Origin of the sequence: Pseudofrankia saprophytica (assembly GCF_000235425.2) — a bacterium.
Classification (GTDB): Bacteria; Actinomycetota; Actinomycetes; order Frankiales; family Frankiaceae; genus Pseudofrankia; species Pseudofrankia saprophytica.
Map to the genome: position 1 here is coordinate 959,966 of NZ_KI912266.1, position 26,445 is coordinate 986,410.

The 26,445-nt window shown below is 73.6% G+C and carries 22 protein-coding genes; 15 read left to right on the forward strand and 7 right to left on the reverse strand.

Going from position 1 to position 26,445, the window contains the following annotated elements:
- Window position 1 precedes the first annotated feature (1 nt).
- The 6 genes from FRCN3DRAFT_RS0204175 (at window position 2) to FRCN3DRAFT_RS42575 (ending at window position 7,985) form a co-directional block, all read left to right on the forward strand.
- Complete coding sequence (locus FRCN3DRAFT_RS0204175; protein WP_007508559.1) at window positions 2–595, forward strand: hypothetical protein; 594 nt, start codon at window positions 2–4, stop codon at window positions 593–595.
- A gap of 164 nt (window positions 596–759) precedes the next feature.
- Complete coding sequence (locus tag FRCN3DRAFT_RS0204180; protein ID WP_007508557.1) at window positions 760–1,839, forward strand: hypothetical protein; 1,080 nt, start codon at window positions 760–762, stop codon at window positions 1,837–1,839.
- Window positions 1,840–2,065: 226 nt separating this feature from the next.
- Window positions 2,066–4,318: a sensor histidine kinase gene (locus tag FRCN3DRAFT_RS0204185; RefSeq protein ID WP_007508555.1), complete on the forward strand. Its 2,253-nt coding sequence runs from the start codon at window positions 2,066–2,068 to the stop codon at window positions 4,316–4,318.
- Between the two features lie 7 nt (window positions 4,319–4,325).
- Complete coding sequence (locus FRCN3DRAFT_RS0204190) at window positions 4,326–4,970, forward strand: response regulator (protein ID WP_007508553.1); 645 nt, start codon at window positions 4,326–4,328, stop codon at window positions 4,968–4,970.
- 293 nt (window positions 4,971–5,263) lie between these two features.
- On the forward strand, window positions 5,264–6,886 hold the full coding sequence (locus tag FRCN3DRAFT_RS0204195) for a class I adenylate-forming enzyme family protein (RefSeq protein WP_027140238.1): 1,623 nt from the start codon (window positions 5,264–5,266) through the stop codon (window positions 6,884–6,886).
- Between the two features lie 238 nt (window positions 6,887–7,124).
- A complete protein-coding gene (locus FRCN3DRAFT_RS42575; RefSeq protein WP_007508549.1) occupies window positions 7,125–7,985 on the forward strand; it encodes an SDR family NAD(P)-dependent oxidoreductase in 861 nt (286 codons plus the stop codon).
- A 65-nt stretch (window positions 7,986–8,050) separates the two neighbouring features.
- On the opposite strand, the gene FRCN3DRAFT_RS0204205 is transcribed toward FRCN3DRAFT_RS42575, so the two are convergent.
- Window positions 8,051–9,172 carry an LLM class flavin-dependent oxidoreductase gene (locus FRCN3DRAFT_RS0204205; protein ID WP_007508547.1) on the reverse strand — a complete coding sequence of 374 codons (1,122 nt, stop codon included), beginning with the start codon at window positions 9,170–9,172 and terminating at the stop codon, window positions 8,051–8,053.
- 96 nt (window positions 9,173–9,268) lie between these two features.
- Window positions 9,269–10,582, reverse strand: coding sequence for an alpha/beta hydrolase-fold protein (locus FRCN3DRAFT_RS0204210; protein ID WP_083401960.1), 1,314 nt, complete (start codon window positions 10,580–10,582; stop codon window positions 9,269–9,271).
- Window positions 10,583–10,682: 100 nt separating this feature from the next.
- Between FRCN3DRAFT_RS0204210 and FRCN3DRAFT_RS0204215 the strand changes: the two genes are divergently transcribed.
- From FRCN3DRAFT_RS0204215 to FRCN3DRAFT_RS0204255, 7 genes are all read left to right on the forward strand, one after another.
- On the forward strand, window positions 10,683–11,945 hold the full coding sequence (locus FRCN3DRAFT_RS0204215; RefSeq protein ID WP_007518617.1) for a sensor histidine kinase: 1,263 nt from the start codon (window positions 10,683–10,685) through the stop codon (window positions 11,943–11,945).
- Window positions 11,946–12,017: 72 nt separating this feature from the next.
- Window positions 12,018–12,989 (forward strand): LytR/AlgR family response regulator transcription factor, encoded by a 972-nt coding sequence (locus FRCN3DRAFT_RS55875; RefSeq protein WP_083401961.1) that lies wholly within the window; start codon window positions 12,018–12,020, stop codon window positions 12,987–12,989.
- A gap of 226 nt (window positions 12,990–13,215) precedes the next feature.
- Window positions 13,216–13,548 (forward strand): DUF485 domain-containing protein, encoded by a 333-nt coding sequence (locus FRCN3DRAFT_RS0204225; protein ID WP_051466129.1) that lies wholly within the window; start codon window positions 13,216–13,218, stop codon window positions 13,546–13,548.
- A complete protein-coding gene (locus FRCN3DRAFT_RS0204230) occupies window positions 13,545–15,347 on the forward strand; it encodes a sodium/solute symporter (protein WP_007518622.1) in 1,803 nt (600 codons plus the stop codon). Before FRCN3DRAFT_RS0204225 ends, FRCN3DRAFT_RS0204230 begins: the two co-directional genes overlap by 4 nt.
- A gap of 429 nt (window positions 15,348–15,776) precedes the next feature.
- Complete coding sequence (locus tag FRCN3DRAFT_RS0204245; RefSeq protein ID WP_007518624.1) at window positions 15,777–16,172, forward strand: DUF485 domain-containing protein; 396 nt, start codon at window positions 15,777–15,779, stop codon at window positions 16,170–16,172.
- The gene (locus tag FRCN3DRAFT_RS42580) at window positions 16,169–17,845 is read left to right on the forward strand and encodes a solute symporter family protein (RefSeq protein ID WP_007518626.1); all 1,677 of its coding nucleotides are present in this window, start codon (window positions 16,169–16,171) and stop codon (window positions 17,843–17,845) included. Before FRCN3DRAFT_RS0204245 ends, FRCN3DRAFT_RS42580 begins: the two co-directional genes overlap by 4 nt.
- A gap of 255 nt (window positions 17,846–18,100) precedes the next feature.
- The gene (locus FRCN3DRAFT_RS0204255) at window positions 18,101–20,002 is read left to right on the forward strand and encodes a propionyl-CoA synthetase (RefSeq protein ID WP_027140241.1); all 1,902 of its coding nucleotides are present in this window, start codon (window positions 18,101–18,103) and stop codon (window positions 20,000–20,002) included.
- A gap of 280 nt (window positions 20,003–20,282) precedes the next feature.
- Here FRCN3DRAFT_RS0204255 and FRCN3DRAFT_RS0204260 read toward each other — a convergent pair whose 3' ends face one another.
- Together FRCN3DRAFT_RS0204260 and FRCN3DRAFT_RS42585 are read right to left on the reverse strand one after the other, a co-directional pair.
- Window positions 20,283–20,846 (reverse strand): tetratricopeptide repeat protein, encoded by a 564-nt coding sequence (locus FRCN3DRAFT_RS0204260; RefSeq protein ID WP_007518630.1) that lies wholly within the window; start codon window positions 20,844–20,846, stop codon window positions 20,283–20,285.
- Window positions 20,847–21,000: 154 nt separating this feature from the next.
- A complete protein-coding gene (locus tag FRCN3DRAFT_RS42585) occupies window positions 21,001–21,726 on the reverse strand; it encodes a hypothetical protein (RefSeq protein ID WP_007518631.1) in 726 nt (241 codons plus the stop codon).
- Between the two features lie 268 nt (window positions 21,727–21,994).
- Between FRCN3DRAFT_RS42585 and FRCN3DRAFT_RS0204270 the strand changes: the two genes are divergently transcribed.
- Window positions 21,995–22,468 (forward strand): hypothetical protein, encoded by a 474-nt coding sequence (locus FRCN3DRAFT_RS0204270; protein WP_007518633.1) that lies wholly within the window; start codon window positions 21,995–21,997, stop codon window positions 22,466–22,468.
- A 23-nt stretch (window positions 22,469–22,491) separates the two neighbouring features.
- Here the strand turns inward: FRCN3DRAFT_RS0204270 and FRCN3DRAFT_RS0204275 are convergent, their stop codons facing one another.
- The gene (locus FRCN3DRAFT_RS0204275) at window positions 22,492–23,868 is read right to left on the reverse strand and encodes an amino acid deaminase/aldolase (protein ID WP_035926231.1); all 1,377 of its coding nucleotides are present in this window, start codon (window positions 23,866–23,868) and stop codon (window positions 22,492–22,494) included.
- Between the two features lie 192 nt (window positions 23,869–24,060).
- Here FRCN3DRAFT_RS0204275 and FRCN3DRAFT_RS0204280 point away from each other — a divergent pair, with 192 nt between their 5' ends.
- A complete protein-coding gene (locus FRCN3DRAFT_RS0204280) occupies window positions 24,061–25,392 on the forward strand; it encodes a D-arabinono-1,4-lactone oxidase (protein WP_027140242.1) in 1,332 nt (443 codons plus the stop codon).
- 9 nt (window positions 25,393–25,401) lie between these two features.
- On the opposite strand, the gene FRCN3DRAFT_RS0204285 is transcribed toward FRCN3DRAFT_RS0204280, so the two are convergent.
- Both FRCN3DRAFT_RS0204285 and FRCN3DRAFT_RS0204290 read right to left on the reverse strand, forming a co-directional pair.
- On the reverse strand, window positions 25,402–25,596 hold the full coding sequence (locus FRCN3DRAFT_RS0204285) for a hypothetical protein (protein ID WP_007518639.1): 195 nt from the start codon (window positions 25,594–25,596) through the stop codon (window positions 25,402–25,404).
- A 207-nt stretch (window positions 25,597–25,803) separates the two neighbouring features.
- Window positions 25,804–26,274, reverse strand: coding sequence for a YbaK/EbsC family protein (locus FRCN3DRAFT_RS0204290; protein WP_007518641.1), 471 nt, complete (start codon window positions 26,272–26,274; stop codon window positions 25,804–25,806).
- Window positions 26,275–26,445 lie beyond the last annotated feature (171 nt).

Consider the following 26,445-nt stretch of genomic DNA (forward strand, 5'->3'; position numbering starts at 1 on the left):
TATGAGCATTTACGAGCAGCAACCTAGGCCTGGGACTGAATCGACCACCAATCCGGACGGGTCGTTCATCGCGTCCACGCAGACGATGGCCCGTGCGAAAAAGGCCCGGGGCAGCGCCTTCAGCGAACATCGGGACCAGCACTACGCCCCGGCGCTCATGCGGTCTGCCGTCGTCATCTTCATCTGTGGCCTCTCGATGGTGCTGGTCGTCGGCTTCCTCTGGCTCACGATGCCGTCCTCGTCGTCGATCCGGGTCTCCGTCAGCGGCTCGATCTTCGTGACGGCGATCGGCTTCTTCCTGTCCGGCAACACCTTCCGGCTGCGTGACGTCCGTCGGCGCATCGGCAACCGTGCCCGGGCGGGCCTGATCGCTCCGATCGACGCGCTTTCCGAGCTCCCGCCACGAGACACCATCCAGCGCCGCTTCATGATCGGCGCGGTCGCGGCGTTCGTGGGCCTGACAGCCCTGGTCTTCATCGCGGTCTTCGCGAACGGCGATGGCTCGGGCAGCGAGACGGTCATCGCCCCGATCATCGGCGCGATCTTCGCGATGCTGTGCTTCCTCGCCGGAAGCTACTCCCGACCGATCGACTGACGGCCACGACGCCCGGCTGATTCGCATGGCTACTCGACGACCGACCCAGGTATTTCCCATCCAGGCCGAAGCCCCCCACCGGCCCCGCACACCGGCCAGGACAGACGTCTCGGCCCAGAACCACATCGACACAGGCACGAAGAGATACGGAAAGCGAGACCCAGGTGCTGCGCAGGGGTAACCAGCCGGGGAAACTGGCCAAGCAGCTGATTCGCCGGGTCGGGGACGCCGACATCGCGCTGGCTGGCGCCGAGACCCGTCCCAAGGTCCTCAAGACCCTCGAGGACGCCGAGGTGCAGGAGATCCGGGCAGCGACCCGGGCCGACGCTCGGTCGCTCGAGGAGGAGATCGCCGAGCTGCGCACCGAGATCGACGCTCGGGCGGAGCGACGCGAGCGTCAGTCCGAGCTGATGCGCCACAAGATCGAGCAGGGTCGCCTGTGGCGCAGCGTCGGCGTGCAGGAGCGCATTCCCCAACTGCACCTGGGGAAGGGCGCGCGCACCGTCGTGCTCCTGGTGCTCGCGGCGCTGGACTTCTACGTGTTCGCGAGCGCCTACGCCGCCCTCGACGACACCCCGCAGTTCAGCGTGGGCTGGTGGCTCGGCGGTCTGCTCGGCATCGCGGTGTTCTTCGCCGGCTTCGCCCTCTCGCACGCCATCAAGGGCTCGATCTTCGCCAGGGCCCAGCGGCAGTTCCTGTCGGCGGCCGACAACGGCCGGCTCGTGATCGACCAGGACATCCGCCCGCAGCTGGTGGACTCCAAGTCGTCCCCGCTCGCCCTGTGGCTCACCGCGCTCATCTTCCTGGTCCTCATGATCGCCGGTGTGCTGGTGCGGGTGGAGGGCTCGGCCTCCGACGTCAGCCTGCCGCTGATCCTGTTCCAGGGCCTCATCCCGCTGGTGGCCGTCGTCGTCGAGCTCTACCTGCACGACCCGACCGAGCGCGACGACCCCATGCCGAACTGGCGTGACCGCCGGCTGGAGCGTCACCTCGCCAAGGCCGAGCGCCGCCTGCGCGTGGTGGCCGCCCAGGTCGAGGCGAGGGTCGCCCAGGTCGAGAAGCTCTACCGCGTCGAGGAGGCGATCCTCGACGTCGAGCAGAAGGACATGGGCCTGCGGCACACCACCGACCTGGTCCTCAACGGCGGCCACATCCCGACGGTCTCCAGCAACGGCCGGGTGGCCGAGGTCGACCGCGACCAGCTCGAGAAGACCATCAAGATGGCCAGGGGCAGCCGCTCCTGACGTCGCGGCCAGCCCGGCTGGCACCAGAACTCAGAACTCCCGGCTGGGGTGCCGGGTCCGGACTACGGTTCGGACCCCGGCATCCCAGCTTTTCCATGAGGCCCGACGGATCGGTGACGCCCGAAGGGCGGGGCCGGAGCAGGCCGGAGCCAGAGCAGGCCGGGACAGAGCAGGTCGGGACATCGCGTCCCGTGACACCTCCGGCAAGGTCGGCCACGATCGTCTCGTGCGGGGTGGACGGATCGGGCTGGCGCTCGCGGGGGCCGGGACCGCGGCGACGGTCACGGTCGTCGGGCTCGGCGTGTGGCTGCGGCTCGCCGCCTGGGACGCGCCGGCCGCCGACGAGGTGATGGCCTGGTGGCTGTCCAGCGCCGTGGCCGCGCTCGGGTACGGCCTGCTGGGCGGGCGGCTCGCGGCCCGGCGCCCGCGGTTGTCGGTCGGCTGGCTGCTGCTCGGCTTCGGGCTGGCGAACGCGCTCGCGCTCGCCGGGCCCGGCTGGCTGGTGTACGAGCTGGCGCACCGACCGGAGCGGGTCTCGACGGCGGCCAGGGCCGCGATGTGGGTGGGCAACGCCACCTGGATGATCGCCGTGATCGGCACGGTGAGCGTGCTGCCGCTGCTGCTGCCCGGCGGGCGCCTGCCGTCGCGGCGCTGGCGGCCCGTGCTGGCCGTGGCCGTCATGGCCGTCGTCGGCTCCACCGCGCAGGCGGCGGCCACGCCCTACGGCACCTTCGCCCCGACGCTCCCCCGCTATGGCGTCCGCAACCCGACCGGCCTGAGCTGGGCCGTCGAGGCCTGGGTGACAGCCCCGCTCGTCGCGCTGACCGCGACGACGGCGCTCGCGGCCCTGTGGTCGCTGTCACGCCGCGGTCGCGGCCGCCCCGCCGGTACCAACGGCTCCGCCGGCGCCGATCGCACCACCGGTCCCGGCAGTACTGCGAGTACCGCCGGCGCCGCCGGTACTACCGGTACCGCCGGCGACCCGGCCGAGCGGGAGCGGCGGCAGGCCCGCTGGGTGCTGCTCGGGCTCGCCGCGTCGGTGGTCCTCTTCGTCGCCGGGTTCTGGCTGGGACCGGTCCTCACGGCGCTCGCGATGCTGCCGCTACCGGTGGCCTGCCTGGTCGCGGTGCTGCGCTACCAGATGTGGGACGTCGATCTGGTGGTGAGCCGCGCGCTCGCCTACGGCGCGCTCACCGTCGTCATCGGCGCCTGCTACGCCGCCTGCGTCGGGTTCGGCGGCGCCCTGCTCGGCCGGACCACCGGGGCGCCGCTGGTGGCGACGGCGCTGGTCGCGGTGTTCGCCGAGCCGCTCGCGCGCCGGCTGCGCGCCGAGGCGAACCGGCTGGTCTTCGGCGGCGAGCACGACCCGCGCACCGTACTGAGCCTGGTCGGCGCCCGGCTGCGGGCCGCCGAGGACGCCGACACGATCAGCCGCCGCGTCCTTCCCGAGCTCGCCGCCGCCGCCGCGACGGCGCTGCGGGTGCCGTACGCGGCGATCGAGGTGGTGGGCGGCGAGACGATCGAGCACGGTACGCCCCCGCCCGCGAGCCCGGTGAGCGGCTCGGGCAACGTCCCGGGCGACCGTCCCGGAACCGGCGAGGCCGCCGGGCCTGCGGCCAGACAGGGCCTGGACCGGATCCCGCTGGAGTACGCCGGAACGAGGGTCGGGACGTTGCTGCTGGCCCGGCGGGCAGACTGGCTGCGCCCGGCGGAGCGACGGCTGCTCATCGAGGTCACCGAGAACGCCGGTGTCGCGCTGCACTCCGTCGTCCTTGCCCGCGACCTGCGTCGATCTCGCGAGCAACTGGTCGCCGCGCGGGAGGAGGAGCGCCGCCGGCTCTACCGCGAGCTGCATGACGGCTTCGGGCCGGTGCTGGCCGCCTCGGCGCTGCAGGCCGAGACCGCGCGTGACCTGCTGCCCGCGGACCCGCCCGCCGCCGCGCGGATCCTCGACCGGGTCGTCCCGCGGCTGCGCGGGACCGTCGACGACGTGCGCGCGCTCGTGCACGGCCTGCGCCCACCGGCGCTCGACGACCTCGGTCTCGGCCCGGCCGTGCGCGAGCTGGCCACCCGCTTCGCCGCGCCGGGCCTGCGGGTCCAGGTGACGGCCGACGAGGACCTGGGCACCCTGCCTGCGGCCGCCGAGGTCGCGGCGTACCGGATCGTCGCCGAGGCGCTGACGAACGCCGTCCGCCACGGCCGCCCGTCGCTGCTGCGGGTGGTCCTGGCCAGGAAGCCCGAGGGCCTGGACGTCCAGGTGATCGATGACGGCCGCGGGCTGGGAGCGTCGGACGCCGGCGATCCCGCCGGCGAGGCCGGTGAGGCGGTGCCGGCCGCCGCGGGCGGGATGGGGCTGCGCTCGATGCGCGAGCGGGTCGACGAGCTGTGCGGGACGTTCGAGATCGGCCCCGGCCCGGACGGCCGCGGCGCCCGGGTGGCCGCCCTGCTCCCGGCGGCATCAGGCACGACCGAAGGGTGAGGCACACGTGCGCGTTCTCGTGGTCGATGACCACCCGTTGTTCCGCGAGGGGCTGACCATCGCGATCGAGACGATGCCCGACGTCGAGGTCGTCGGTGAGGCGGGCGACGGTGACGAGGCCGTCGAGGCCACCGGACGGCTCGCGCCCGACATCGTCGTGATGGACCTGCACATGCCCGGAACCAATGGCATCGACGCGACCAGACGGATCGTCGGCGCGCACCCCGGCGTGGCTGTCCTCGTCCTGACGATGCTCGATGGCGATGACTCGGTGTTCGCGGCGATGCGCGCCGGCGCCCGCGGCTACCTGCTCAAGGGCGCCGACCGCCAGGAGATCGCCCGCGCGCTGCGCGCCGTCGCCGCCGGCGAGGTGGTCTTCAGCGCGGCGATCGCGAGCAGGGTGCTCGCCTGGTTCGCCAGCGGCGGGCGGGGGGCGCTCGCCCCGTTCCCCGAGCTCACCGACCGGGAGCGGGAGATCCTCGACCTGGTCGCCCGCGGCCTCACGAACCCGGCCATCGCCCGCCGGCTGCACCTGTCCGACAAGACCATCCGTAACCACGTCTCGAACGTCTTCACCAAGCTTCAGGTCGCCGACCGCGCGGAGGCCGTCGCCAGAGCCCGCGACGCCGGCCTAGGCACCGGTCCGCTGTAGCCACGGCGCCGTCCACCGGCCGCCACGGCCACGGCCACCACGGCCGCCACGGCCGTGTCATCCACCACCCTGGCCGCGACCGCCCGCCGGTCGGTCCACCGGCGTGGCGGCCGAGGTACGACACTGGAGCCTAAGAAGGCTGACCTGGCCGGTTTCGGCGGGTGGCTGGCAGGTGTGGCGCCGCAGCGACACCGGGTGCAACATGACGATTGCGGGCATGTGGTGTAACTCACCCATTGTTCGACCCGCCTGGAGGCGTCGGCGCGGCGATGGCCGTCAAGGGGGTGTGCACGGTGGCGACGAGAGTGGCCGCGGCGACCGGAAGCAGCCTGGCGTTGCTGGCGGAGCTCGCGCGCGAGCGGGTGGGCGACAGCTCGCTGCTGGTGTTCGAGGACCAGCGCTGGACCGGCTCGGTGCTCGCGAGCCGGTCCAACCGGCTCGCGAGCGGGCTGGTCACCGCCGGTCTGCGGCCCGGCGACCCGGTGGTCGTGTGCATGGCGAACTGCCCCGAGGTGGGGATCTCCTACAACGCGGTCTGGCGGGTGGGCGGCGTCGTCGCCCCGGTGCTGTTCCTGATCGGCGAACCGGAGCTGCGGCACGTGCTCGCCGACAGCGGTGCCCGGCTGGTCATCACGACGCCGGAGTTCCTGGCGAAGGTGCTCGGCGCGGCCAGGGGCGTCCCCACGGTGACGGCGATCGTGCTCGCTGGCGGTACCCCCGGTAGCCCTGGTACCCCCGGCGCCGCCGCGGAGCCGGGCGACGGCGGCGGCGACGGGGAGGCCGGCCCGGTGCCGCCGGTGCTCGACTTCGCCGAGCTGGAGGCGGGCGACGAGGCACCGCTGCTGGACACCCCGTCCGCTGAGATGGCCGCGCTGCTCTACACCGGGGGTACCACCGGGCGCTCCAAGGGCGTCGTGCTCAGCCATGACGCGCTGTCGGCCGCCGCCTGGGCCGCCCACCTCGCCCGGCAGCAGGACTCCCCGGACGTCGGCCTGCCCCCCGTGGGCCTGTCGCCGCTGCCGCTCTCGCACGTCTACGGGCTCACCATCAGCGTCATGGCCCTGCACGCGCCCGGGCCGTCGACGGCGGTGCTGATGCGCTGGTTCGACCCGGTCGGCTGGCTGACGCTCGTCGCCCGGCACGGCGTCCACTCGAGCGCGCTGGTGCCGTCGATGGTCCGGATGCTGCTCGAGGTGCCGGTCGAGGAGTACGAGACCGGAAGCCTGCACAAGGTCGTCAGCGGCAGCGCCCCGCTGCCGCGGGAGGTCTCGCTGGAGTGGGCGCGCCGGCTGCCGCACGCCACGCTCGCCGAGGGATACGGCTGCACGGAGGTCGCGGCGATCGCCACGTCGACGCCGGGCAGCGCCGTGCGGCTGGGCAGCGTCGGGCGGCCGGCGGCCGGCGTCGAGGTGCGCATCGAGCTGGACGACGGAACCTGGGCGACCGCCGGCGAGACCGGTGAGATCTGCCTGCGCGGGCCGTCGCTGATGAGCGGCTACTGGCACGCGCCCGAGGAGACGGCGCGCACGCTGCGCGGCGGCTGGCTGCACACCGGCGACGTCGGCCGGCTCGACGAGGACGGCTACCTCTACGTCGTCGACCGGATCAAGGATGTGATCATCCGCAACGGCTTCAACGTCTACCCGCGCGACGTCGAGGACGTGCTGCTCACCCACCCCGACGTGATCGCCTGCGGCGTCGTCGGCCGGCCGGACCCGGCGCACGGCGAGGAGGTGGTGGCGTTCGTCCAGCTCGCCCCCGGCGCGGCGGTGACGCCGGCGGACCTCGTCGCGTACGCCCGCGAGCGGATCTCGGCGGTGAAGTACCCGCGCGAGGTCAGGATCGTGGATTCGGTGCCGCTCACCGGTGTCCTCAAGACCGACCGCAAGGCGCTGCGCTCACTGCTCGACAACTGACGTGCTCGCTGTTCGACAACGGACGTCGAGGAGCGCCGGTGCCAATTCGGCCCGGACCCCAACCAGGCACTTCCGTGAGGGTTGACGCGGCCCTGACCAGGCACTTCCGTCAGGGTTCGCGCGGGCCGCAATCCTGGTCCGCCGCTGTCGACTAACCGACCGCCCGCTATGGGGGCGCAATCCGGTCAGCCTACGATCGAATGTGAATTGTCGGATCGGAGCGGCGGCTGGTGATCTTATGGATGATTATCGGGGCCAGACGGCTCTGATCACGGGCGCCTCATCGGGCATCGGGCTGGCGCTCGCGGACGGGTTCGCCCGCCGCGGGGCCGACATCGTGATCGCCGCGCTGCCGAACGAGCGGCTGCCCGCGGCGGCGGCCTGGCTGCGCGCCCGCCACCCGGTCGCGGTCCACGAGATCGGCGTCGACCTCGCCGTCGAGGAGGGGCCGGACAAGCTGGCCGCGCAGGTCGCCGAGTTCGACCTCACGATCGACGTACTGGTCAACAACGCCGGCTTCGGCGTCCACGGCAACTACCACACGCTCGACCTGGAGCAGAACCACCGCGAGGTCATGCTCCTGTGCTCGTCCGTCGAGCGGATGACCCACCTGTTCCTGCCCGGCATGCTCGAGCGCCGGCGCGGCACGCTGATCAACCTCAGCTCGGTGCAGGGGTTCCAGGCCGTGCCGCACATGGCCGTCTACGGCGCGGCGAAGGCGTTCGTGCTGTCGTTCACCACGGCGCTGTGGGCGGAGTACCGCGGCAGCGGCGTGCGGATCATGGCGCTGTGCCCGGCGCAGACCGAGACGGGCTTCTTCGACGACCTCGGCTACCAGGTGGCCACCGGCGGCCGGATGCGAACGCCGGACGAGGTCGTCGCCACCGCCTTCCGTGGCCTGCGGCGCGGCGCGCCCTACGTGATCGACGGCTGGCAGTACCGGCTGTCGGCCAACGCCCCGCGCTTCCTGCCACGGGGCTTCGTCGCCCGGATCACCGAGCGCGTCCTGCACCCGTCGAAGATGACCCGCCCCGCACGGCCGTCCCGGCCGCTCCTCGTCGACGACGCCGAAGCGGGTGCCAACACCAGCGCCGCCTGAACCGGCCCTGTCCACGCCCGCCTGACGGCCTCGGGCCGCCTGGTGAACTCAGCCCGCTGGTGACGTCAGCCCCGCTGGTGGCCTCGGCCGGAGGCGGCTGCGTTGGCGTTGGTGTTGGCGTTGGCCGGTGGGCGTGACCGAGGGATCAGGTCCCTGGCGAGCTCGGCGAGCAGCTCGTAGGAGCGGACGCGGTCGGCGTGGCCGTGGACGTTGGTCGTGAGCATCAGCTCATCGGCGCCGGTCGCGTCGAGCAGCTGCTGGAGCCCGGCGCGGACCGTCTCCGGCGAGCCGACGACGTGCGACGCGGTCGCCTGCCGGGCCGCGGAGCGCTCCAGGTCGGTCCACGGGTAGGCCGCGGCCTCCTCGGGCGTCGGGTAGGCCGCCGGGCGGCCGCTGCGCAACCGCATCATCGTCAGCCGGATCGGCCCGGCGAGCCAGTCAGCCCGCTCGTCGGTCTCGGCGACCAGCACCGCGGCGGCGACCATCGCGTACGGCCGCTCCCGCCCCTGCGACGGGCGGAACGACGACCGGTAGAGGTCGAGGGCCGGAATCGTGTTCTGCGAGCTGAAGTGGTGCGCGAACGAGAACGGCAGCGACAGGATCCCGGCGACCTGCGCGCTGTAGCCGCTCGACCCGAGCAGCCAGATCGGCGGCACCTCGGCACGCGGGAAGGCGCTCACCCCGTGCAGCCGGTGGCCGGCGGGGAACTCGGCGCCGGCGAGGAAGGTGGTCAGCTCCGCGAGCTGGTCGGGGAACTCGTCCTCGGTGAGGGCACCACCCGTGATGCGGCGCAGCGCCCGGGCCGTGGCCTGGTCGGTGCCGGGGGCACGGCCGAGGCCGAGGTCGATCCGGCCGGGAAACATCGCTCCGAGGGTGCCGAACTGTTCGGCGACCACCAGCGGGGAGTGGTTGGGCAGCATCACGCCGCCGGAGCCGACCCGGATCGTCGACGTCGCCCCCGCGACCTGGCCGATCAGCAGCGCCGTCGCCGAGCTCGCGATCCCCGGCATGCCGTGGTGCTCGGCCAGCCAGTAGCGGACGAAGCCCAGCCGTTCGGTACGCCGGGCCAGGTCGAGCGAGTTGCGGATGGCCTCGCCGGCCGTCACCCCGCTGCCCACCGGGACAAGGTCGAGCACGGACAGCGGCACCGGGAAGGGAGCCGGGACCGGCCCTGAAGGCTGCGACATCACGTCCAGGTCAACCGCCGGCCCGGGTCGGCCTCTTCCCGTGCTGGTCAGGTTCCTGGGCTGGTCGGGTTCCCGCGCCGAGCGGGCTCCCGCCGGTCAGGTCGACAGGGCGCGGCCGAGGAAGGCCAGTTGGGCGGGGAGCTGGCGGCGCCAGAAACCGAAGTCGTGGCAGCCGACGGGGAAGCCGCGCTCGGCGGCGGCCAGCTCGGCGGCGAGCGTGTGGTCGACGCGGCTGAACGGGTCCGCGTTACCGCAGTCGATCCGGTAGGCGACGCCGCGCGCGGGGCCGACGCCGAGGACGCGATGGTCGTCGAAGTCGGCCGCCGAGTCGAACGCGCCGGAAGCCGCGTCGCCGTAGGAGTGCCACACCGCCGGGCTGCTCGCGGCGACGGCCACCACCCGCGTCGGATGGCGCCGGGCGAGCAGCAGCGCGCCGTAGCCGCCCATCGACCAGCCGTACGCGGCGAACCGGTCCGTGCTCAGCCCCTGGGCGGCCAGCCTGGGCAGCACCTCGCCGAGCAGCATCGTCTCCGGGTCATCGCCGTCCGCTCGCCGATGCCAGTAGGTCTCACCGCCGTCGACCGCGGCGAGCGCGAACGGGGCCACGCCGGTGGCGGCCGCGGCCGCGAGAAAGGCCTGGGCCGCGAGCGGGCCGACGAGGCCGCGCGCCGTGTCGCCGCGTCCGTGCAGCACCAGGCACACCGGCAGCGTGAGACCGGCGTCGTCACCGGCCGCGTCATCTCCGCCAGGCGCTCCGCCAGGCGCCTCGTCGTCGGTGGCGGCGCGCGGCTCATAGCCGGGCGGGTAGGCGACGACGAGGTCGACCTGACGGCGGCGGGCGGCGCTCCTGAACGACGTGACGCTGACCGGCCCCGGCTCGACCGCCGGAACGGCGCCCGGCTCGCCACAGCCCTCGACCGCCCGGATCAGCCGCGACCGCCCCGGCAGCCAGCCCGCGTACACCGCGCCGCCGGCGGCCGCGGTCACCCCGGCCACGCCGGCGACCGCTCCGATCCCCGCGAGCACCACCCGCCGCCGGCTCGGCCGCCCGGCGGGCAGCCCGCGCCGCCGTTCCTCCAGGCTCGGCCGCGCCCGTGGCGCCTCCGCCCGACCTGGCCGCGCCTCCGGCTCGTCCACCGGATCCAGCGGCGGCTCCGGGCCGTCCGCTGGACCTGGCCGCGTCGCCGGCTCGCCCGCCGGGCTCGGCAGCGGCTCCGGGCTGTCCGCCGCACCCGACAGCGCCCCCGGCTCGTCCGCCGGACCCGGACTCGTCCGCCGCCGCGGCAGCGGACCCGGCTGCCGCCGCGGCAGCTGCTGCCCATCTTCTGGACCCGGCAGCGTCCCCGGCTCGTCCGGCCCGCCCTTGCCCTCCGCCTCCTTAGACCGCACATCCTTCTGCCCCGACGTCATGTCCCAAATGTTCTCAGTCGCGCGCTCCAAAATCGCGGTTCTCCCGCCGGTCATCCGTCTTGGGCCGCCTTCGCCGGGTCTGGCGGGCTACCGTGCCGGCGTGGAGATCGGCGATGTTCAGCTGGTCTGGCTGGCGATCGGGGTGGTGGCCGGCGGCGCGGCGACGCTCGGAGTTCTGCTCCTGCTGCGGACGGTCCGCACCCCCGCCGGGCTGGGGACCACCGCCGAGCGCGCCACGTTCGCCACCCTGCACACGGCGTCGCTCGCCGCGCCGCACCTGCGAGAAGGGCTCGGCCCGGCCGGCGCCGCGCGGGCCGTCCGCCACCTGCGCGCACTGCTCGGCACGTCGGCCGTCGCGATCACGGACACGACGAGGACGCTGGCCTGGGACGGCCCCGGCGAGTCGCGGCACGGCGCGGACGCCGTCCGCCATGCCGCGACGGCGCTCACCGCCGGCCGCGCCGCCGTCCTCACCGCGGACCACATCCAGCTCGCCACGGACGACCAGCTCGCCACGGACGACGCGAACGCCGTCGGGGCCGGGCGCTGCGACGATCCGGGCTGCCCGATCGGGGCGGCCGTGGTCGCGCCGGTGACCAGCGGTGACGAGGTGGTCGGAGCGCTGATCGCCTACGCGCCGACGGTCGGCGCGGGGCTGGCGAGAGCGGTCGAGGAGCTGGCCCGCTGGGTCTCCACCCAGGTCGAGCTCGCCGAGCTGGAGGCGTCCCGCACCAGGGCGGTGGAGGCGGAGCTGCGCGCGCTGCGGGCACAGATCAGCCCGCACTTCATCTACAACTCGCTGGCCGCGATCGCGTCGTTCGTGCGCACCGACCCGGAGCGGGCACGCGAGCTGCTGCTGGAGTTCGCCGACTTCACCCGCTACGCGTTCCGCCGCAGCGGCGAGTTCACGACGCTCGCCGACGAGCTGCGCAACGTCGAGCGCTACCTGGCGTTGGAGCAGGCCCGGTTCGGCGACCGGCTGGCCGTGCAGATCCTCGTCGCGCCCGAGGTGCTGCCGGTCGTCATCCCGTTCCTGGCGGTGCAGCCGCTGGTGGAGAACGCCGTCCGGCACGGCATCGAGGGGCGCCCCGGCGTCGGGCACGTGTCCCTCGGGGCGACCGACGACGGCGCGGCGGCACACATCTGGGTCGAGGACGACGGCGCGGGCAGCGATCCGGAGGTCGTGCGCCGCATCCTCGCCGGCGCGCACGTGGGCGACTCGGTGGGTCTCGGCAACGTCGACGCCCGGCTGCGCTCGGTCTTCGGCGACGAGTGCGGCCTGGTCGTCGAGACGGCGCTGGGTGCCGGCACCAAGGTCAGTTTCCGCGTCCCCAAGTTCGCCCCCGGCGTCCAGGTCCCCTAGCGGCGAGGAAGATCGAGCCGAGGAAGATCGGGCTATGGATACCGGGCGCCCCGGCGGCTACGATCCGTGATCATGAGTGCGGGTGTTGCGTCAGCCCGGCCGGTGGCAGGAGGGTCAGGGGCAGCGGGGTCAGGGGCAGGGGCGCCGGGGGCGCTCGCCGTGCTGGTGGTGGACGACGAGGCGCCGGCCCGGGACGAGCTCGCCTGGCTGCTGGACGCCGACCCGCGGATCGGGCTGGTACGCGCGGTGGACGGCGGCGCCGAGGCCCTGCGGGCGCTGGACGCCCAGGCGTTCGACGCGGTGTTCTGTGACGTACGGATGCCAGGGCTCGACGGCCTGGACCTCGCCCGCGTGCTCGGCCGGTTCGCCGCGCCCCCGCAGGTCGTCTTCGTCACCGCGCACGAGGGCCACGCCGTCGACGCGTTCGACCTGCGCGCGACCGACTACCTGCTCAAGCCCGTGCGCCCCGACCGGCTGGCCGAGGCCGTGCGCCGGGTCGTCGAAACGATCCGCGCCGCTCGCCAGGCGCCCGGAGCCGCCGCCACGGCACCCGCCCGGCCCGGCCCGGCCGGTACCGCCGCCCTCACCGGCGCCGCCTCCCTCGCAGGCCTCACCGGCCCGGTCGACGGACCGGCCCTCGTCGGCGTCGCCGGCGGGCGGTCCGACGACGGGATGACCACCGCCGAGGACGAGACGTTCCCGGTCGAGCTCGGCGGCGTCACCCGCTTCGTCCACCGGTCCGAGGTGCGCTACGCCGTCGCCCAGGGCGACTACGTCCGGCTGCACACCGCCGGCGGCGGGCACCTCGTCCGGGTGTCGCTGTCCACGCTGGAGGAACGCTGGGCCGCGGCGGGCTTCGTCCGGATCCACCGCAGCACGCTGGTCGCGACCGCCTACGTCGACGAACTGCGCATGGACGACGGCCACTGCACCGTCCGGCTCGGCGACCGGGTACTGCCCGTCAGCCGCCGGCACACCCGTGCGCTGCGCGACCGGCTGATCCGAGCGGCGAGCCTCACCCGTGCCCCCGGACGCTCCGGCTGACCCGCCGCCTCCGAAGGCGGCGTCACCGCCGCGTCGGGTGCGGGTGACGGGACCGCGGACAACGTCCGCGCCGGGGTCCCCACCGGATCCGGGGTTCCTGCCGGATCGACGGAGCTTGCGGAGTCGATCTGGGAGGTCCGGAGGCTCGGGTTTCCTGCCCGATCGGCGGAGCAGATCAGGCCGGCCCGCTGAGCGGCCCGGGACGGCCGTGCGGCCAGCCCGGGGCATGGCCAGCCGGGACCTCGAGGAGCAGACGGTCCTCGGCGACGTCTACCTGCGGGGCCTGCTGCGCGACCAGCGCCGGCTCGCGATCGGTGTGCTCGTGGCGCTCGGGGTGGTGCTCGGCCTGCTGCCCGCGCTGTTCGCGCTGGTGCCCGACCTCGCCGGGACGCGCGTCCCGGGCCTCGGGGTGAGCGTGCCGTGGCTGGTGCTCGGCGTGGCCGTGTACCCGACGCTCGTCGTGGTCGCCAGGGCCTACGTGCGCGCCGCCGAACACACCGAGAACGACTTCACCGACCTGCTGTCCGGGCGAGACGAGGCCGGCGGCGAGCGGCCGTGACGGCGCCCGCCTGGCCGGCGGCGCTCGCCGTCGCGATGGTCTGCGTCGCCACCCTCGCCGTCGGCGCGCTCGGCCTGCGGCTGTCCCGGACGACGAGCGACTTCTACGTGGCCAGCCGGGTGGTCAGCCCGCGGTGGAACGCGTCGGCGATCGGCGGCGAGTACCTGTCGGCGGCGAGCTTCCTCGGCGTGGCCGGGCTGGTGCTCGCGGCCGGCGCCGACATGCTCTGGTACCCGATCGGCTACACCGCCGGCTACCTGGTGCTGCTGGTGCTGGTCGCGGCCCCGCTGCGCCGGTCCGGCGCGTTCACCCTGCCGGACTTCGCGGAGATCCGGATGGGCTCGGCGCGGCTACGCCGGGTCGCCTCGGTGCTGGTCGTCGGGATCGGCTGGCTCTACCTGCTCCCGCAGTTCCAGGGCGCCGGCCTCGCGCTGCGCGCCGCCACCGGCGCCCCGGCCTGGCTGGGCGTGGTGATCGTCGCCGGGGTCGTCGTACTCAACGTGCTGGCCGGCGGGATGCGCTCGATCACCATCGTGCAGGCGTTCCAGTACTGGCTGAAGCTCACCGCGATCGCGATCCCGGTGTTCTTCCTGCTGGCGGTGTGGTGGCGCGACGGCGCCCCGGCCGCGCCCGCCGACAGTCACCCGGTGACGGTCCGGCCGGTCACCGTCCGCCTCGTTGACACGGTCCGGGTCCGGGTCGACACCCCCACGACGTTCACGATGTACGGCGTTCTGGACGGAGAGCCGGTCGCCGGCCCCGTCCGCCTCGACCCGGTCGCGCTCGGGCCGACGGGGACGGCGGTGCTCGCGGCCGGCAGCACGGTGACTCTCCCGGTCGGGACGCCGGTTCCGCGCGCCGAGACGATCCTCAGCCGTGGTGGCACCGGCTCCGCGCCGGCCGGCTCCGCGCACCGCGACCACACCCTGTACCGCACGTACTCATTGCTGGTCGCACTGCTGCTCGGCACGATGGGCCTGCCACACGTGATCGTCCGCTTCTACACGAACCCCGACGGCGGCGGGGCCCGGCGCACCGCCGCGGCCGTCATCGGGCTGCTCGGCGCGTTCTACCTGTTCCCGCCGGTGTACGCGGCGCTCGGCCGGGTGTACGCCCCCGACCTGCTGCTGACGGGGCGCACCGACACCGTGGTGCTCGCGCTGCCGGCGCGGGTGCTGCCGGGGGCCGCGGGCGAGGCGCTGGCGGCGCTGGTGATGGGCGGCGCGTTCGCGGCGTTCCTGTCGACCTCCAGCGGGCTGACGGTCTCGGTCGCCGGGGTGCTGAGCCAGGACCTGCTGCGCCACCGCACCCGCACCGGCGTCGCCGGCTTCCGGGCCGGCGCGGTGCTCGCCGTCGCCGCGCCGGCGGCGGGCACGCTGCTGGCGACCAGGGTCGGCCTCGCCGACACGGTCGGCCTCGCGTTCGCGGTCGCCGCCTCCACGTTCTGCCCGCTGCTGGTGCTGGGCATCTGGTGGCGCCGGCTGAGCGTGGCCGGAGCGCTGTGCGGCCTCGCGGTCGGCGGCCTGACGGCGACCTCCGCGGCGATGGCGACCATGCTCGGCTGGGCACCCGCGGGGCTCGCGGGCGCGCTGCTGGCGCAGCCGGCCGCGTGGACGGTGCCGCTCGCGTTCGCGGTGATGGTGCTGGTCTCGCTGCGCACGCCCGCCACCGTGCCCGCGGGCGTCGGGCGGGTGCTGACCCGCCTGCATGTCCCCGAAGGGGTCCGCGCCGCCCGCGCCACGCCCCCCGACAGCACGCCCTCCGACCGGGCGCTGGCCTTCGGCCCGCCGGACCGTTAGCCGCGCGGGGCCGTCAGCCGCGCTGGATCGTTCGCGGCGCGGGGCCGGTCGCCGCGCTGGATCGTTCGCCGCACGGGGCCGGTCGCCGCACGGGCCGGTCGCCGCACGGGGCCGGTCGCCGCACGGGCCGGTCGCCGCACGGGGCCGGTCATCGCGCGGGCCGTTCGTCGCGCGGAATCGACCGCTCGTCGCCGGGCTCGGCCGACCGACCGCTCGGCGCGGCGTGCCGGCCCGTCGGGCGCCGGGTTCGTGCCGCCGACAGCTTGGTCCGCGCGGCGGTCTCCACGGCGCCCGCGCACGCCCCTACGGTGACGGCCGTCACACCGATCGCCCGGAGTATCCCAACGTCCGGGCCACACCGGGCCAGGGGCCGCGCGACCGCGAGGCGGAGGCGTGGCCGGTGGCCTCCAGCGGAGTGGAGGCAGCCGCGTGAGCACCATCCAGTCATCCCCCGGCGAGGCCGCCCCTGGCGCGTCCGCCAGCGGGCAGGAGAGCTATCTCGATCTACAGCGCAGTCCCGAGTTCGGCGAGCTGCGGCGCGGCTTCCGGCGGTTCGTGTTCCCGATGACCGCGCTCTTCCTGGCCTGGTACTTCCTCTACGTGCTGCTGGCCGCCTTCGCGTCCGGCTTCATGTCACACAAGGTCGGCGGGAACATCAACGTCGGCCTGCTGTTCGGGCTCGGCCAGTTCCTGTCGACGTTCGTGATCACGGCGGTCTACGTCCGTTGGGCCGACCGCCGGCTCGACCCGGCGGCGGCCGCACTGCGCGCTCGATTTGAGGGCACGCAGCTCGAGGGCACGCAGGTCGGGGGTGATGCGCGGTGACCACAGGGAGCACGGGGACCACGGTGAACCTCGCGGCCGACACGGTCGGCAGGCCGGCCGTCAACATCTCGATCTTCGCCCTGTTCGTCGTCGTCACCCTCGCGATCGTCATCCGCTTCTCGCGGGCCAACCGCACCGCCACCGACTTCTACGCGGGTGGGCGCGCGTTCTCCGGCCGGCAGAACGGCATCGCGATCTCCGGTGACTACCTCTCGGCGGCGTCCTTCCTCGGCATCGCCGGCGCCATCGCCCTGCAGGGCTATGACGGGTTCCTCTACTCGATCGGGTTCCTCGTCGCCTGGCTGGTGGCGCTGCTGCTGGTCGCCGAGCTGCTGCGCAACACCGGCCGCTACACGATGGCCGACGTGCTGAGCTTCCGGCTGCGCCAGGGCCCGGTACGCACCGCCGCCGCCATCTCGACGCTCACCGTCAGCCTGTTCTACCTGCTCGCCCAGATGACCGGCGCCGGCGGACTGGTGAACCTGCTGCTCGGGGTCAAGGGCACGGCCTGGCAGAACCTGACGATCGCCATCGTCGGCGTCCTGATGATCGTCTACGTCCTCGTCGGCGGGATGAAGGGCACGACCTGGGTGCAGATCATCAAGGCGGTCCTGCTGGTGCTCGGCGCCGCGCTGATGACCTTCTGGGTGCTCGGCAAGGCCGGCTTCAACCTGTCCTCGGTCCTCGGCGACGCGGCCGCGGCCAGTCCCAAGAAGGACGCCGTGCTCAATCCCGGCGTCAAGTACGGCCTCACCAACACCACGAAGATCGACTTCATCTCGCTCGCGATGGCGCTGGTGCTCGGCACCGCCGGGCTCCCGCACGTCCTGATGCGGTTCTACACCGTGCCGAGCTCGATCCAGGCTCGCCGCAGCGTCGCCTGGGCGATCGGGATCATCGGGGTCTTCTACCTGTTCACCCTGGTGCTCGGCTACGGCGCGATGTACCTGGTCGGCGCGGACAAGATCAACGCGGCACCGGGCAAGGCGAACTCGGCGGCGCCGCTGCTGGCCTTCGAGCTCGGCGGCACACTGCTGCTCGGCATCATCGCCGCGGTGGCGTTCGCGACGATCCTCGCCGTCGTCGCGGGCCTCACCATCACGGCGAGCGCGTCGTTCGCGCACGACGTCTACAACAGCGTCGTGAAGAAGGGCACGGCCGCGCCCGAGCAGGAGGTGCGGGTGGCCCGGATCACCGCGGTCGTCATCGGCCTGGTGGCGATCGTCGGCGGCATCCTCGCCAAGGACCAGAACGTCGCCTTCCTGGTGGCGCTGGCGTTCGCGGTCGCCGCGTCGGCGAACCTGCCGACGATCCTCTACTCGCTGTTCTGGAAGCGCTTCAACACCCGCGGCGCGCTCTGGAGCATCTACGGCGGCCTGATCTCCGCCATCGTGCTGATCGTCTTCTCCCCCGTGGTCTCCGGGAAGGCCGGCAGCGCCTCCATGATCAAGGACTCGTCGGTGGACTTCCACTGGTTCCCGCTGGACAACCCGGGGATCGTCTCGATCCCGCTCGCGTTCTTCCTCGGCTGGCTCGGCACGGTCACCAGCCGGGAACGGGTCGACGAGGCGAAGTACGCCGAGATGGAGGTCCGGTCGCTGACCGGCGCGGGCGCGGAGCGGGCGACCGTGCCGCCGCCCCGGACCGGCGAGGCTCTCCCCGAGCCGGTCTGACGCCTTCCCCGCCTGGCCTGTCTGTCGGGGCCCGCAGGTCCTGGGCAGACGGGCAGGTCAGGCGTCGTGGCGGCCGTGTCGCGGAGCGGACGATGGTGGTGGCTGGCCGGCCGCCCGTGCGACCGTGACCGCGCTGGACGCGACCGCGAACGGCGAACGGCGAACGCGGACGCCGCGGATCTCCGTCCATGGCGGGCGGCGCGGGCAGGCATGGTCGAGGCGGGCCGGGCGGTGGAGACCGAGAGGGAGCGCGAGATGGGTGACTACCGACGGATCTACGAGCAGAGCCTCGCCCGGCCGGAGGAGTTCTGGTCCGAGGCCGCACGCGCGATCGACTGGGCCCGCCCGCCGGAAAGGGTCCTCGACGCCAGCCGGCCGCCGTTGTACCGCTGGTTCCCCGACGCCGAGCTGAACACCTGTTTCAACGCCGTGGACCGGCATGTGGTGAACGGCCGGGGCGACGCGGCGGCCATCATCTACGACTCGCCCGTGACGGGCACCCTGCGCCGCTACACGTACCGCGAGCTGCGCGACGAGGTCGCGCGCGCCGCCGGCGCGTTCGCCGCGCTCGGCGTCGGCCGCGGCGACCGGGTCATCGTCTACCTGCCGATGATCCCCGAGGCGGTCATCACGATGCTGGCCTGCGCCCGGCTCGGCGCGGTCCACTCGGTCGTCTTCGGCGGCTTCGCGCCCGCGGAGCTCGCCGCCCGGATCGACGACGCGCGCCCGACGCTCGTCGTCAGCGCCTCCTGCGGCATCGAGCCGACCAGGCTGGTCCCGTACAAGCCGATGCTCGACGAGGCGCTGCGTCTCGCCGCCCACCCGCCGACGCGGTGCCTGATCGTCCAACGCGAGCAACAGCGGTGCGACCTGGTCGCCGGCCGCGACCACGACTGGGCGGACGTCGTCCCCGGCGCCACCCCGGCGGACCCGGTCACCGTCGCCGCCACCGACCCGCTGTACATCCTCTACACGTCCGGGACCACCGGCCACCCGAAGGGGATCGTCCGCGACAACGGCGGCCACGCCGTCGCGATGACCTGGTCCATGACCAACGTCTACGACATCGGCCCCGGCGACGTCATGTTCACCGCCTCCGACATCGGCTGGGCGGTCGGCCACTCGTACACCGTCTACGGCCCGCTGCTCGTCGGCGCGACGTCCGTCCTCTACGAGGGCAAGCCGGTCGGCACGCCGGATGCCGGCGCGTTCTGGCGGGTGGTCGCCGAGCACGGGGTGAAGGTCGTCTTCACCGCCCCGACGGCGATCCGGGCGATCAAGAAGGAGGACTCGGCCGGCACGCACCTCGCCAAGTACGACGTGGGCGCCTCACTGCGGGCGCTCTACCTGGCCGGCGAGCGGCTCGACCCGGCCACCTACGAGTGGGCGACGAGCATGCTCGGCGTGCCGGTCGTCGACAACTGGTGGCAGACCGAGACCGGCTGGCCGATCGCCGCCAACCCGATCGGCCTCGAGCGGCTGCCGGCGAAGGCCGGCTCGCCGACGGTCCCGATGCCGGGCTACGACGTCCGCATCCTCGACCCGTCAGACCCGGCCGCTGTGGAGGTACCGGCCGGCACCGCGGGCGCGATCGCCATCCGGCTGCCGCTGCCGCCGGGCACCCTGCCGACGCTGTGGGGCGACGACGACCGCTACGTGTCGTCGTACCTGTCGACGTTCGACGGCTACTACCTGACCGGCGACGGCGGCTACGTCGACGAGGACGGCTACCTGTACGTGCTGGGCCGCACGGACGACGTCATCAACGTCGCCGGCCACCGGCTCTCGACCGGGGAGTTGGAGGCGGTGCTCGCGGCGCATCCGGCGGTCGCCGAGTGCGCGGTCGTCGGGGTCGCCGACTCGTACAAGGGCCAGGTGCCACGCGGGCTGGTGGTCGTCAAGAGCGGCGTGGGCATCGACCCGGCGGTCCTCGCCGACGAGCTCGTCGCCCGGGTGCGCGCCGAGATCGGTCCGGTGGCGTCCTTCAAGCGGGTCGACGTCGTCGCCGCGCTGCCGAAGACCCGCTCCGGCAAGATCCTGCGCCGCACCATGCGCGAGATCGCCGACGGCCGCTCCCCAGCCGTGCCGCCGACGATCGAGGACCCGACGGTGCTCGACACCCTGCGCCCCGTCCTGGCCCCCGACCCGACCGCCTGACCCCGACCCCGGTTCTGTGTCGGATAGGCGAGCCTCTAGACACCCCCATCCGACACACTTCACCGATCGCTGGCGGAAGCGTGTCGGATGGGGGTGCCTATACGCACGGCCATCCAACGCAGTTCGCGGGTGGAGGGTGAGACGCCAGCGCGACGCCTGTGACGGGACCTGGGACGGTCCCAGGGCATCACCCCGGCCGGCCACGTTCGCCCGCCAGCGGCCGGCTCAGCCGTATCGATGTGGCTACCAGATGCGATCTCGGTCGAGCCGTTCGCCGAGGTCAGTCCCCGACGGCGGCGAGGTAGTCGTCGGCCAGCTCGTCGAGGTCGTCCAGCGGGTAGCCGAGCTCGGCGCGGATCCGGCGGCGACCGACGAGCAGAAGATCGATCATGAACTCGGGGACGTCGGCGTTCTCACAGCGGTGGTAGCCCATGGTGAACCAGGTATGGGCATCGGAGAGCTGCCCACTCACCTCGAGGGACTCGGCGACCGCGGCGTAGAGGTCCGGATCCTTGCTGCGGCTGGCCTTCAGCTCGCGCAGCAGACCCGCGGCGTCGTCCTGCCGCCCCGCGCGCAGATACGCGTCGTGCAGCCACACCCGGGGGTCGATCCCCTCGCAGCCGCCGTCGGCGATGGCCTCCTGGTAGCACCGGATCGCCGCGTCCCAGTCCTCGGCGAGCCCGTGCTGGCTGCCGGCCTCGACGAGCAGCGCCGCTCGGTTGACCTCCCCGCCGTGGCGCTCGGGCTGGGCGGCCAGTTCCTCGAACCGCGCGGCCGCGGCCCCGTGCCGCCCGTCCCGCGCCGCCCTGGTCGTGATGTCGTCAACATCGTCGTGACTGAGCATGCCCCATTCTCGCGACCGGCCCGCCTCCACCCGCGACCGCGACCCCACGAGCCACCCAGCAGCCCTGTTCGATCGGCCTTGTCCCGGCGTCTGTAGATGTATGTAGGCGCTATCTATGCAGATGGCGTCTTCATAGATAGCGCCTACCATTCGGCTATCTCTGGCGCATGGTTCGCGTGGCGGGGTCGCGGTGCTGGTCGGCGGTGGTGAGCAGGGCACAGGCGAGCAGGAGCCAGGCGACGGCGTTGCCGAGGGCACCGCTGTAGCTGCCGACGTCCTCCAGGGGCGAGACCGAGCGCAGCACCCAGGCCAGGGCCACGGTCGACGGCTCGGCCAGGGCGAGGGCGACGGCCGCCCAGGTGGGGACGACACCCGCCCGCCACGTGCCGACCGCCAGCACCACCATGCCGACGACCCAGGCGAGCATCGCGGGGCCGAGCAGAGCCGTCCAGGGCTCGTCGCCGCCGGCCATGCGCGGCGCCATCCCGAGGACGGACAGCGCCATGCCGCCGAGCGTGAGCCACGCGCCGACCCGTTCCGTCCGCCGGCCGGGCCGCCGCTGGACCAGGTGCAGGGCGACGAGCGCGGCCGCGCCCGACAGCCACGGCCAGAGGAACACGACGTCCCGGTAGTACTTCGCACCCGGGTGCACGAGCGAGTCGAGGGACAGATAGACGAAACCGATGGCACACACGCCCGCCGCGGCTGCCCCGAGCAGGGCCTTTCGGCGGACGTGGACGGGGCGCGCGGCGTCCACGTCCGCCGGCGAAGCCGTGGCGGACGCGACGAAGCCGGCGGTCGCGGTGGACCGAACCTGGCCGGCGGGCGCGGTGGCGGGGGCCTGGCCGGTGGAGCGGGCCTGGCTGGTGATCGTGGTCATGACGCCTCCCGAGGTGACCGGACCGAGGCGGCCCGGTGGTGGCGCTCATGCTCGGCGGGGGCGCGTCCCGCGGACCCGATGCGGCCGTCACGTCCTTCTCGGGACGCGAGGTCCCAGCCAGTGGGGCGGGGTGTCCCCGCCGAAAGGCGACATCGGGACCATGCGCCCGGGACGCCCTCGCCCGGACTGTGAGTGCCACGACCCCGCCGCGACGAGCGGGGCCGGCGCTCCGAGCAGGAGCGCGTCTCCCACCGCATTGGAGCGCTCGATGACCACCACCCGCATCACCACCACGGACGTCGCCGCGCCCGAGGGCATCGCGCCCGAGGTCGTCGCGGCCGGACCGGCGGCCGGCGCCCGTCTACGCGTCCCGGGCACGATCCGCGCCGCGCAGGCCCTGTTCCTGGTGCCGCTCGGTCTGTTCCAGCTCGCCGCGTCCATCGGCTTCTCGGTGACGACGAGCCTGAGCGACGCGGAGTACCTCGTCGCCGGCTGGGCGATGCTGATGGCCGCGACCGGCGTCGTCGCCGGGCTGCGGCTCGGCCGCGGCGGGGACAAGGTTGCCCGACTCGCCGCCGGGCTGCTGGCCGCCCAGACCGCGTTCGGCCTGGTCAAGCTGACCGTCTACCACGAGTCGGCGTCGTTCGTGTTCTTCGCGTTCACCGCCGCCTGCGCGACGCTGCTGGCGCTGCCGGCCAGCCGCCGCCACTTCCTCGCGCGCAGCGGGAGGACGACCTGGTAAGCCCAGTGGGCCGCACACGCGGTTCAGAAGGCGCGGCCCTCGCCGCGATAGGTCGGGACGGCCTGGACGGAGCCGTCGGCGCCGACGAGGTGCAGCGCGTTGACGTGCTCGCACAGCTCACCCGCCTTGGCGTGGCGGAACCAGACCCGGTCGCCGATCCGCAGGGTGTCGGCGGCCGGGCCGCGCAGTGGGGTCTGCACCTCGCCCGCCCCCTCCGTCCCGATCATCCGCAGGCCGGCGGGGTGGACCGGGCGAGGTACGCGGTCCGGGCCGGCGGGGCCGGAGGCGATCCAGCCGCCGCCGGCGACGGTGACGATGCCGGGCGCTGGCCGGCGCACCACCGGCAGCGCGAACAGTGCCGCCGGGGCGGGCGTGAACGCCTGGTAGATGTCGAACAGCGTCGGCCCGTACAGGCCGGAGCCGGCGGCGATCTCGGTCACGGCCGGCTCGGCCGTCGTCAGGTGGACGCTTCCGGTGCCGCCGCCGTTGACGAACTCCAGCCCCGGCGCGACCTCCCGCACGGCCGCCACCGCCGCCGCCCGCCGCTCGGCGAGCTCGGCCCTCGATCGCGCCTGCATCCGCCGGACCGCCTCGGCCCGCGCCGACGCCGCCGCCCGGCGCGCGGGCTCGAGGCGGGGAGCCGAGCCCGAGCCAGAGCCCGAGCCGGAACCAGAGCCGGAGCCGTCGGCGGGCTCGGCCGCCGACGGGAGTGGGGGCGGGGGCGGCGCGTCGCCCATGCCGGCGATCTGTGCCTCGTACGCCATCAGGCCGACGAGCGCGAAGCCCGGCCGGGTGGCGATGGCCTCGGCGAGCTCACCCGCCTGCTCGGCGCTGTGCACGGGCGAGCGGCGCACCCCGAGGTGTACCCGGCCGGCCGCCAGCCGCAGCGAGGCGTCCAGGTCCAGGCAGACCCGCAGCTGCGGCCGGGCCGCGCCGAGGACCGTGTCGATCAGGTCGAGCTGCTCGACGGAGTCGATCATCAGCGTCACCCGGCTCGCCGCGAACGGGTGGTCGACGAGCGTGCGCAGCGCGGCCCGGTCGGCCGTCGGGTAGCCGACGACGACGTCGGGGAACTCCTCCGCGAGCCAGATCGCCTCGGGGAGGGTGTAGGCGAGGATGCCGGCGAATCCGTCGGTCGCCAGGACTGCGCGCAGCACCGCCCGCGACCGCACTGACTTGCTGGCGACCCGGATCGGCTTGCCGGCCGCCCGCCGGACCAGGTCGGCCGCGTTCGCCCACAGCGCCGGCAGGTCAACGACGGCGAACGGCGGGTCGAGCGTGGCGGTGGCCGTCGCAAGCCGGTCCCAGTCGGGCTGTGGCGGCGCCGCTGGTGGATGACCGGACCGTGACGAGGCAGCCGGCCGCGTAAAGATCCCTACCAGATTCTCCAGCGCTACCACATCCCCATCGTGTCGGCTGTCGGGCTCGTTCGCCATATCTGTACGACGGGAGCCGGATCACCCCAGATTCGGCCAAGGGCGGGCAGTTGGTCGCGCACACCCACCCCCGCGTCGCGCCGCGCGCGGGGTACAGGGAAGCTGGGTGCGGATATTCGGAGGTGATCCGTGGGCTCTTCCGCCGGCTGGCGGCGTATGCGGTCCGACGCGTCGGCGTCGTGGTCGAACTGGGCTGGTAACCAGGTGGCGACACCGATGGCGGTGGCGCACCCGACGGATGCCGACGAGGTCGCCGCGCTGGTGCGCAAGGCGCTCGACGACGGCACCAGGGTGCGCCCGATCGGCAGCGGGCATTCGTTCACTCCGGTCGGCAGGCCGGACGAGCGGACCACCCAGCTGATGATGGACCGCTGCGCCGACCTGCTCGCGCTGGACGCGGGCAGCGGGCTGGTGACGGTCGGCGCCGGGATGACGCTGCGCCGGCTCAACCGGCTGCTCGCCGAGGCGGGGCTGGCGTTGACCAACCTGGGCGACATCGACCAGCAGACGATCGCCGGCGCGCTCGCGACGGGCACGCACGGCACCGGCGCCAGGTTCGGGGGGCTGGCCACCCAGGTACGCGCGTTCGAGCTGGTACGCGGCGACGGCACGATCGTGCTCTGCTCGGCGCACGAGCACGCCGACCTGTTCACCGCCGCCCGGGTGGGCCTGGGCGCGGTCGGCGTGGTGACGTCGGTGACCCTGCAGGCGGTACCGCTGTTCGCGCTGCGCGCCGAGGAGGGCTCGGCGCGGCTGGCCGACCTGCTCGACGGGTTCGACGAGTTCGTCGGCGGCGCCGACCACGCCGAGTTCTACTGGTTCCCGCACACCGACCGGACGCTGACGAAACGCAACACCCGCGCGCCGCTGTCCGACGGGCTCGACCCGCTGCCCCGGCTACGCGGCTGGTTCGACGACGACTTCCTGTCCAACCGGGTGTTCGGCATGGTCGTGGCCACCGGCCGCCGCCTGCCGCGCACGATTGCGCCCGCGGCGAAGGTCAGCTCCCGCGCGCTCAGCTCCCGCACCTTTACCGACGTGTCGTACAAGGTGTTCACCTCGGAGCGGCGGGTGCGGTTCAAGGAGATGGAGTACGCCGTTCCGAGAGACGAGCTGGTCGGTGTCGTCCGTGAGCTGACGAGTGCGTTGGAGAAATCTGGCCTGAGGATTTCGTTCCCGGTGGAGGTCCGGGTCTCGGCCCCCGACGAGATCTGGTTGTCGACGGCGTACGGGCGGGCGACCGGATACGTCGCGGTCCATGTCGACCACGGCACGCCGCACGAGGAGTACTTCGCCCTCGTCGAGAAGATCATGACCACGGCCGGCGGCCGGCCGCACTGGGGGAAGCTGCACACCCAGGACGCCGAGGCGCTTCGCCCCCGCTATCCGAAGTTCGACGAGTTCCTCGCCGTCCGGGCCGCGGCGGACCCGAAGGGCGTCCTCACCAACGACTACCTGGACAAGGTCCTCGGCCCGGTCCAGCCCTAGGCTGGCGCGTCAGGCGCTCCAGTCGTCGGCCGACCAGTCGTCGGTCTGCCAGGGCACGTCGTCGGCGAGTTCCACGTCCTGGGTAAGGGTGTAGCTGCGGCCGCGCGTCCAACCGGTCGGGAAATGCCTGCCACCGTGGGCCGCCGCCGCGCCGCGCGGCGCCCGGTCCGTGGTCTTTCGAAGATTTTCCCGGCCCATTCGCATGGCGCACTCACCGGCCTCGGACAATCGGGATCAGCGGTCTGCGGCAGACTATCGTGACTATCGTCACTCGCCAGGGTTCTGTCCGGCGGTAGACACCGCCCGTCCGGCGGCCGCCTGGCCCTGAGCGGCCAGGTCAGCGGCTACGGCGCTTGGTCAGCAGCCAGACGAGGGGTCCCCGGGGTCCCTGCCGGAGCGGTGGGATAGCTCCTAGAACTCGTGGCGAATGTCGGCCCATTCGCCGCGGGTGATGGCGATGAGCTCGTCGGGATTGGTCTGGAAGACGGCGTTGGGGGTCCCGGCGGCGGCCCACAACTCGGCGTGGGCGAGCAGGTCGCGGTCGACGAGAATGCGCATCTCGGTGGCGTGGCCGACCGGCGGCACCCCTCCGATCGCGTAGCCGGTGGCCTCGCGGACGGTCTTCGCGCCGGCACGCCCGACCGGCTCGCCGAGCAGTTCGGCGACCTTCTCCGTGTCGACCTGGTTGTCACCCGACGCCAGCACCATGATGGGCTTCTCGCCGGCCAGGAAGACCAGGCTCTTCACGATCTGGCCGACGGACACGTCGAGCGCCTCCGCGGCCTCGGTGGCGGTGTGCGAGCTGTTCGGCAGCTCCCTGGCCTCGCCCATGGCGCCCAGGTCCCGCAGGCGCGTCTGAAAACGCTCCACCGTCGGATGCATGACTGTCCCTGCTTCTTGATCGGCTATTCGTTTGTGCTGTAGCGCTGGTGTATCAGGACTCGGAGCCTTCGCGGGCCATCACCGACGGAAACCCCGCGTGCCCTGACCATCCGTCAGCTTTCCGTTGGCCGGCGATGGTCGCGCGGGGTGACGGCCACGGCCAGCGGTCGG

Excerpts from the sequence above, each read along its gene's own strand:
- FRCN3DRAFT_RS0204270 (WP_007518633.1), top strand. The coding sequence starts at position 21,995 with ATGACCACCACCCGCATCACCACCACGGACGTCGCCGCGCCCGAGGGC.
- FRCN3DRAFT_RS0204255 (WP_027140241.1), top strand. The coding sequence starts at position 18,101 with ATGGGTGACTACCGACGGATCTACGAGCAGAGCCTCGCCCGGCCGGAG.
- FRCN3DRAFT_RS0204205 (WP_007508547.1), bottom strand. The coding sequence starts at position 9,172 with ATGTCGCAGCCTTCAGGGCCGGTCCCGGCTCCCTTCCCGGTGCCGCTG.
- FRCN3DRAFT_RS42585 (WP_007518631.1), bottom strand. The coding sequence starts at position 21,726 with ATGACCACGATCACCAGCCAGGCCCGCTCCACCGGCCAGGCCCCCGCC.
- FRCN3DRAFT_RS0204280 (WP_027140242.1), top strand. The coding sequence starts at position 24,061 with ATGCGGTCCGACGCGTCGGCGTCGTGGTCGAACTGGGCTGGTAACCAG.
- FRCN3DRAFT_RS0204210 (WP_083401960.1), bottom strand. The coding sequence starts at position 10,582 with ATGACGTCGGGGCAGAAGGATGTGCGGTCTAAGGAGGCGGAGGGCAAG.
- FRCN3DRAFT_RS0204260 (WP_007518630.1), bottom strand. The coding sequence starts at position 20,846 with ATGCTCAGTCACGACGATGTTGACGACATCACGACCAGGGCGGCGCGG.
- FRCN3DRAFT_RS0204225 (WP_051466129.1), top strand. The coding sequence starts at position 13,216 with ATGGCCAGCCGGGACCTCGAGGAGCAGACGGTCCTCGGCGACGTCTAC.
- FRCN3DRAFT_RS0204290 (WP_007518641.1), bottom strand. The coding sequence starts at position 26,274 with ATGCATCCGACGGTGGAGCGTTTTCAGACGCGCCTGCGGGACCTGGGC.
- FRCN3DRAFT_RS55875 (WP_083401961.1), top strand. The coding sequence starts at position 12,018 with ATGAGTGCGGGTGTTGCGTCAGCCCGGCCGGTGGCAGGAGGGTCAGGG.
- FRCN3DRAFT_RS42575 (WP_007508549.1), top strand. The coding sequence starts at position 7,125 with ATGGATGATTATCGGGGCCAGACGGCTCTGATCACGGGCGCCTCATCG.
- FRCN3DRAFT_RS0204285 (WP_007518639.1), bottom strand. The coding sequence starts at position 25,596 with ATGCGAATGGGCCGGGAAAATCTTCGAAAGACCACGGACCGGGCGCCG.
- FRCN3DRAFT_RS0204175 (WP_007508559.1), top strand. The coding sequence starts at position 2 with ATGAGCATTTACGAGCAGCAACCTAGGCCTGGGACTGAATCGACCACC.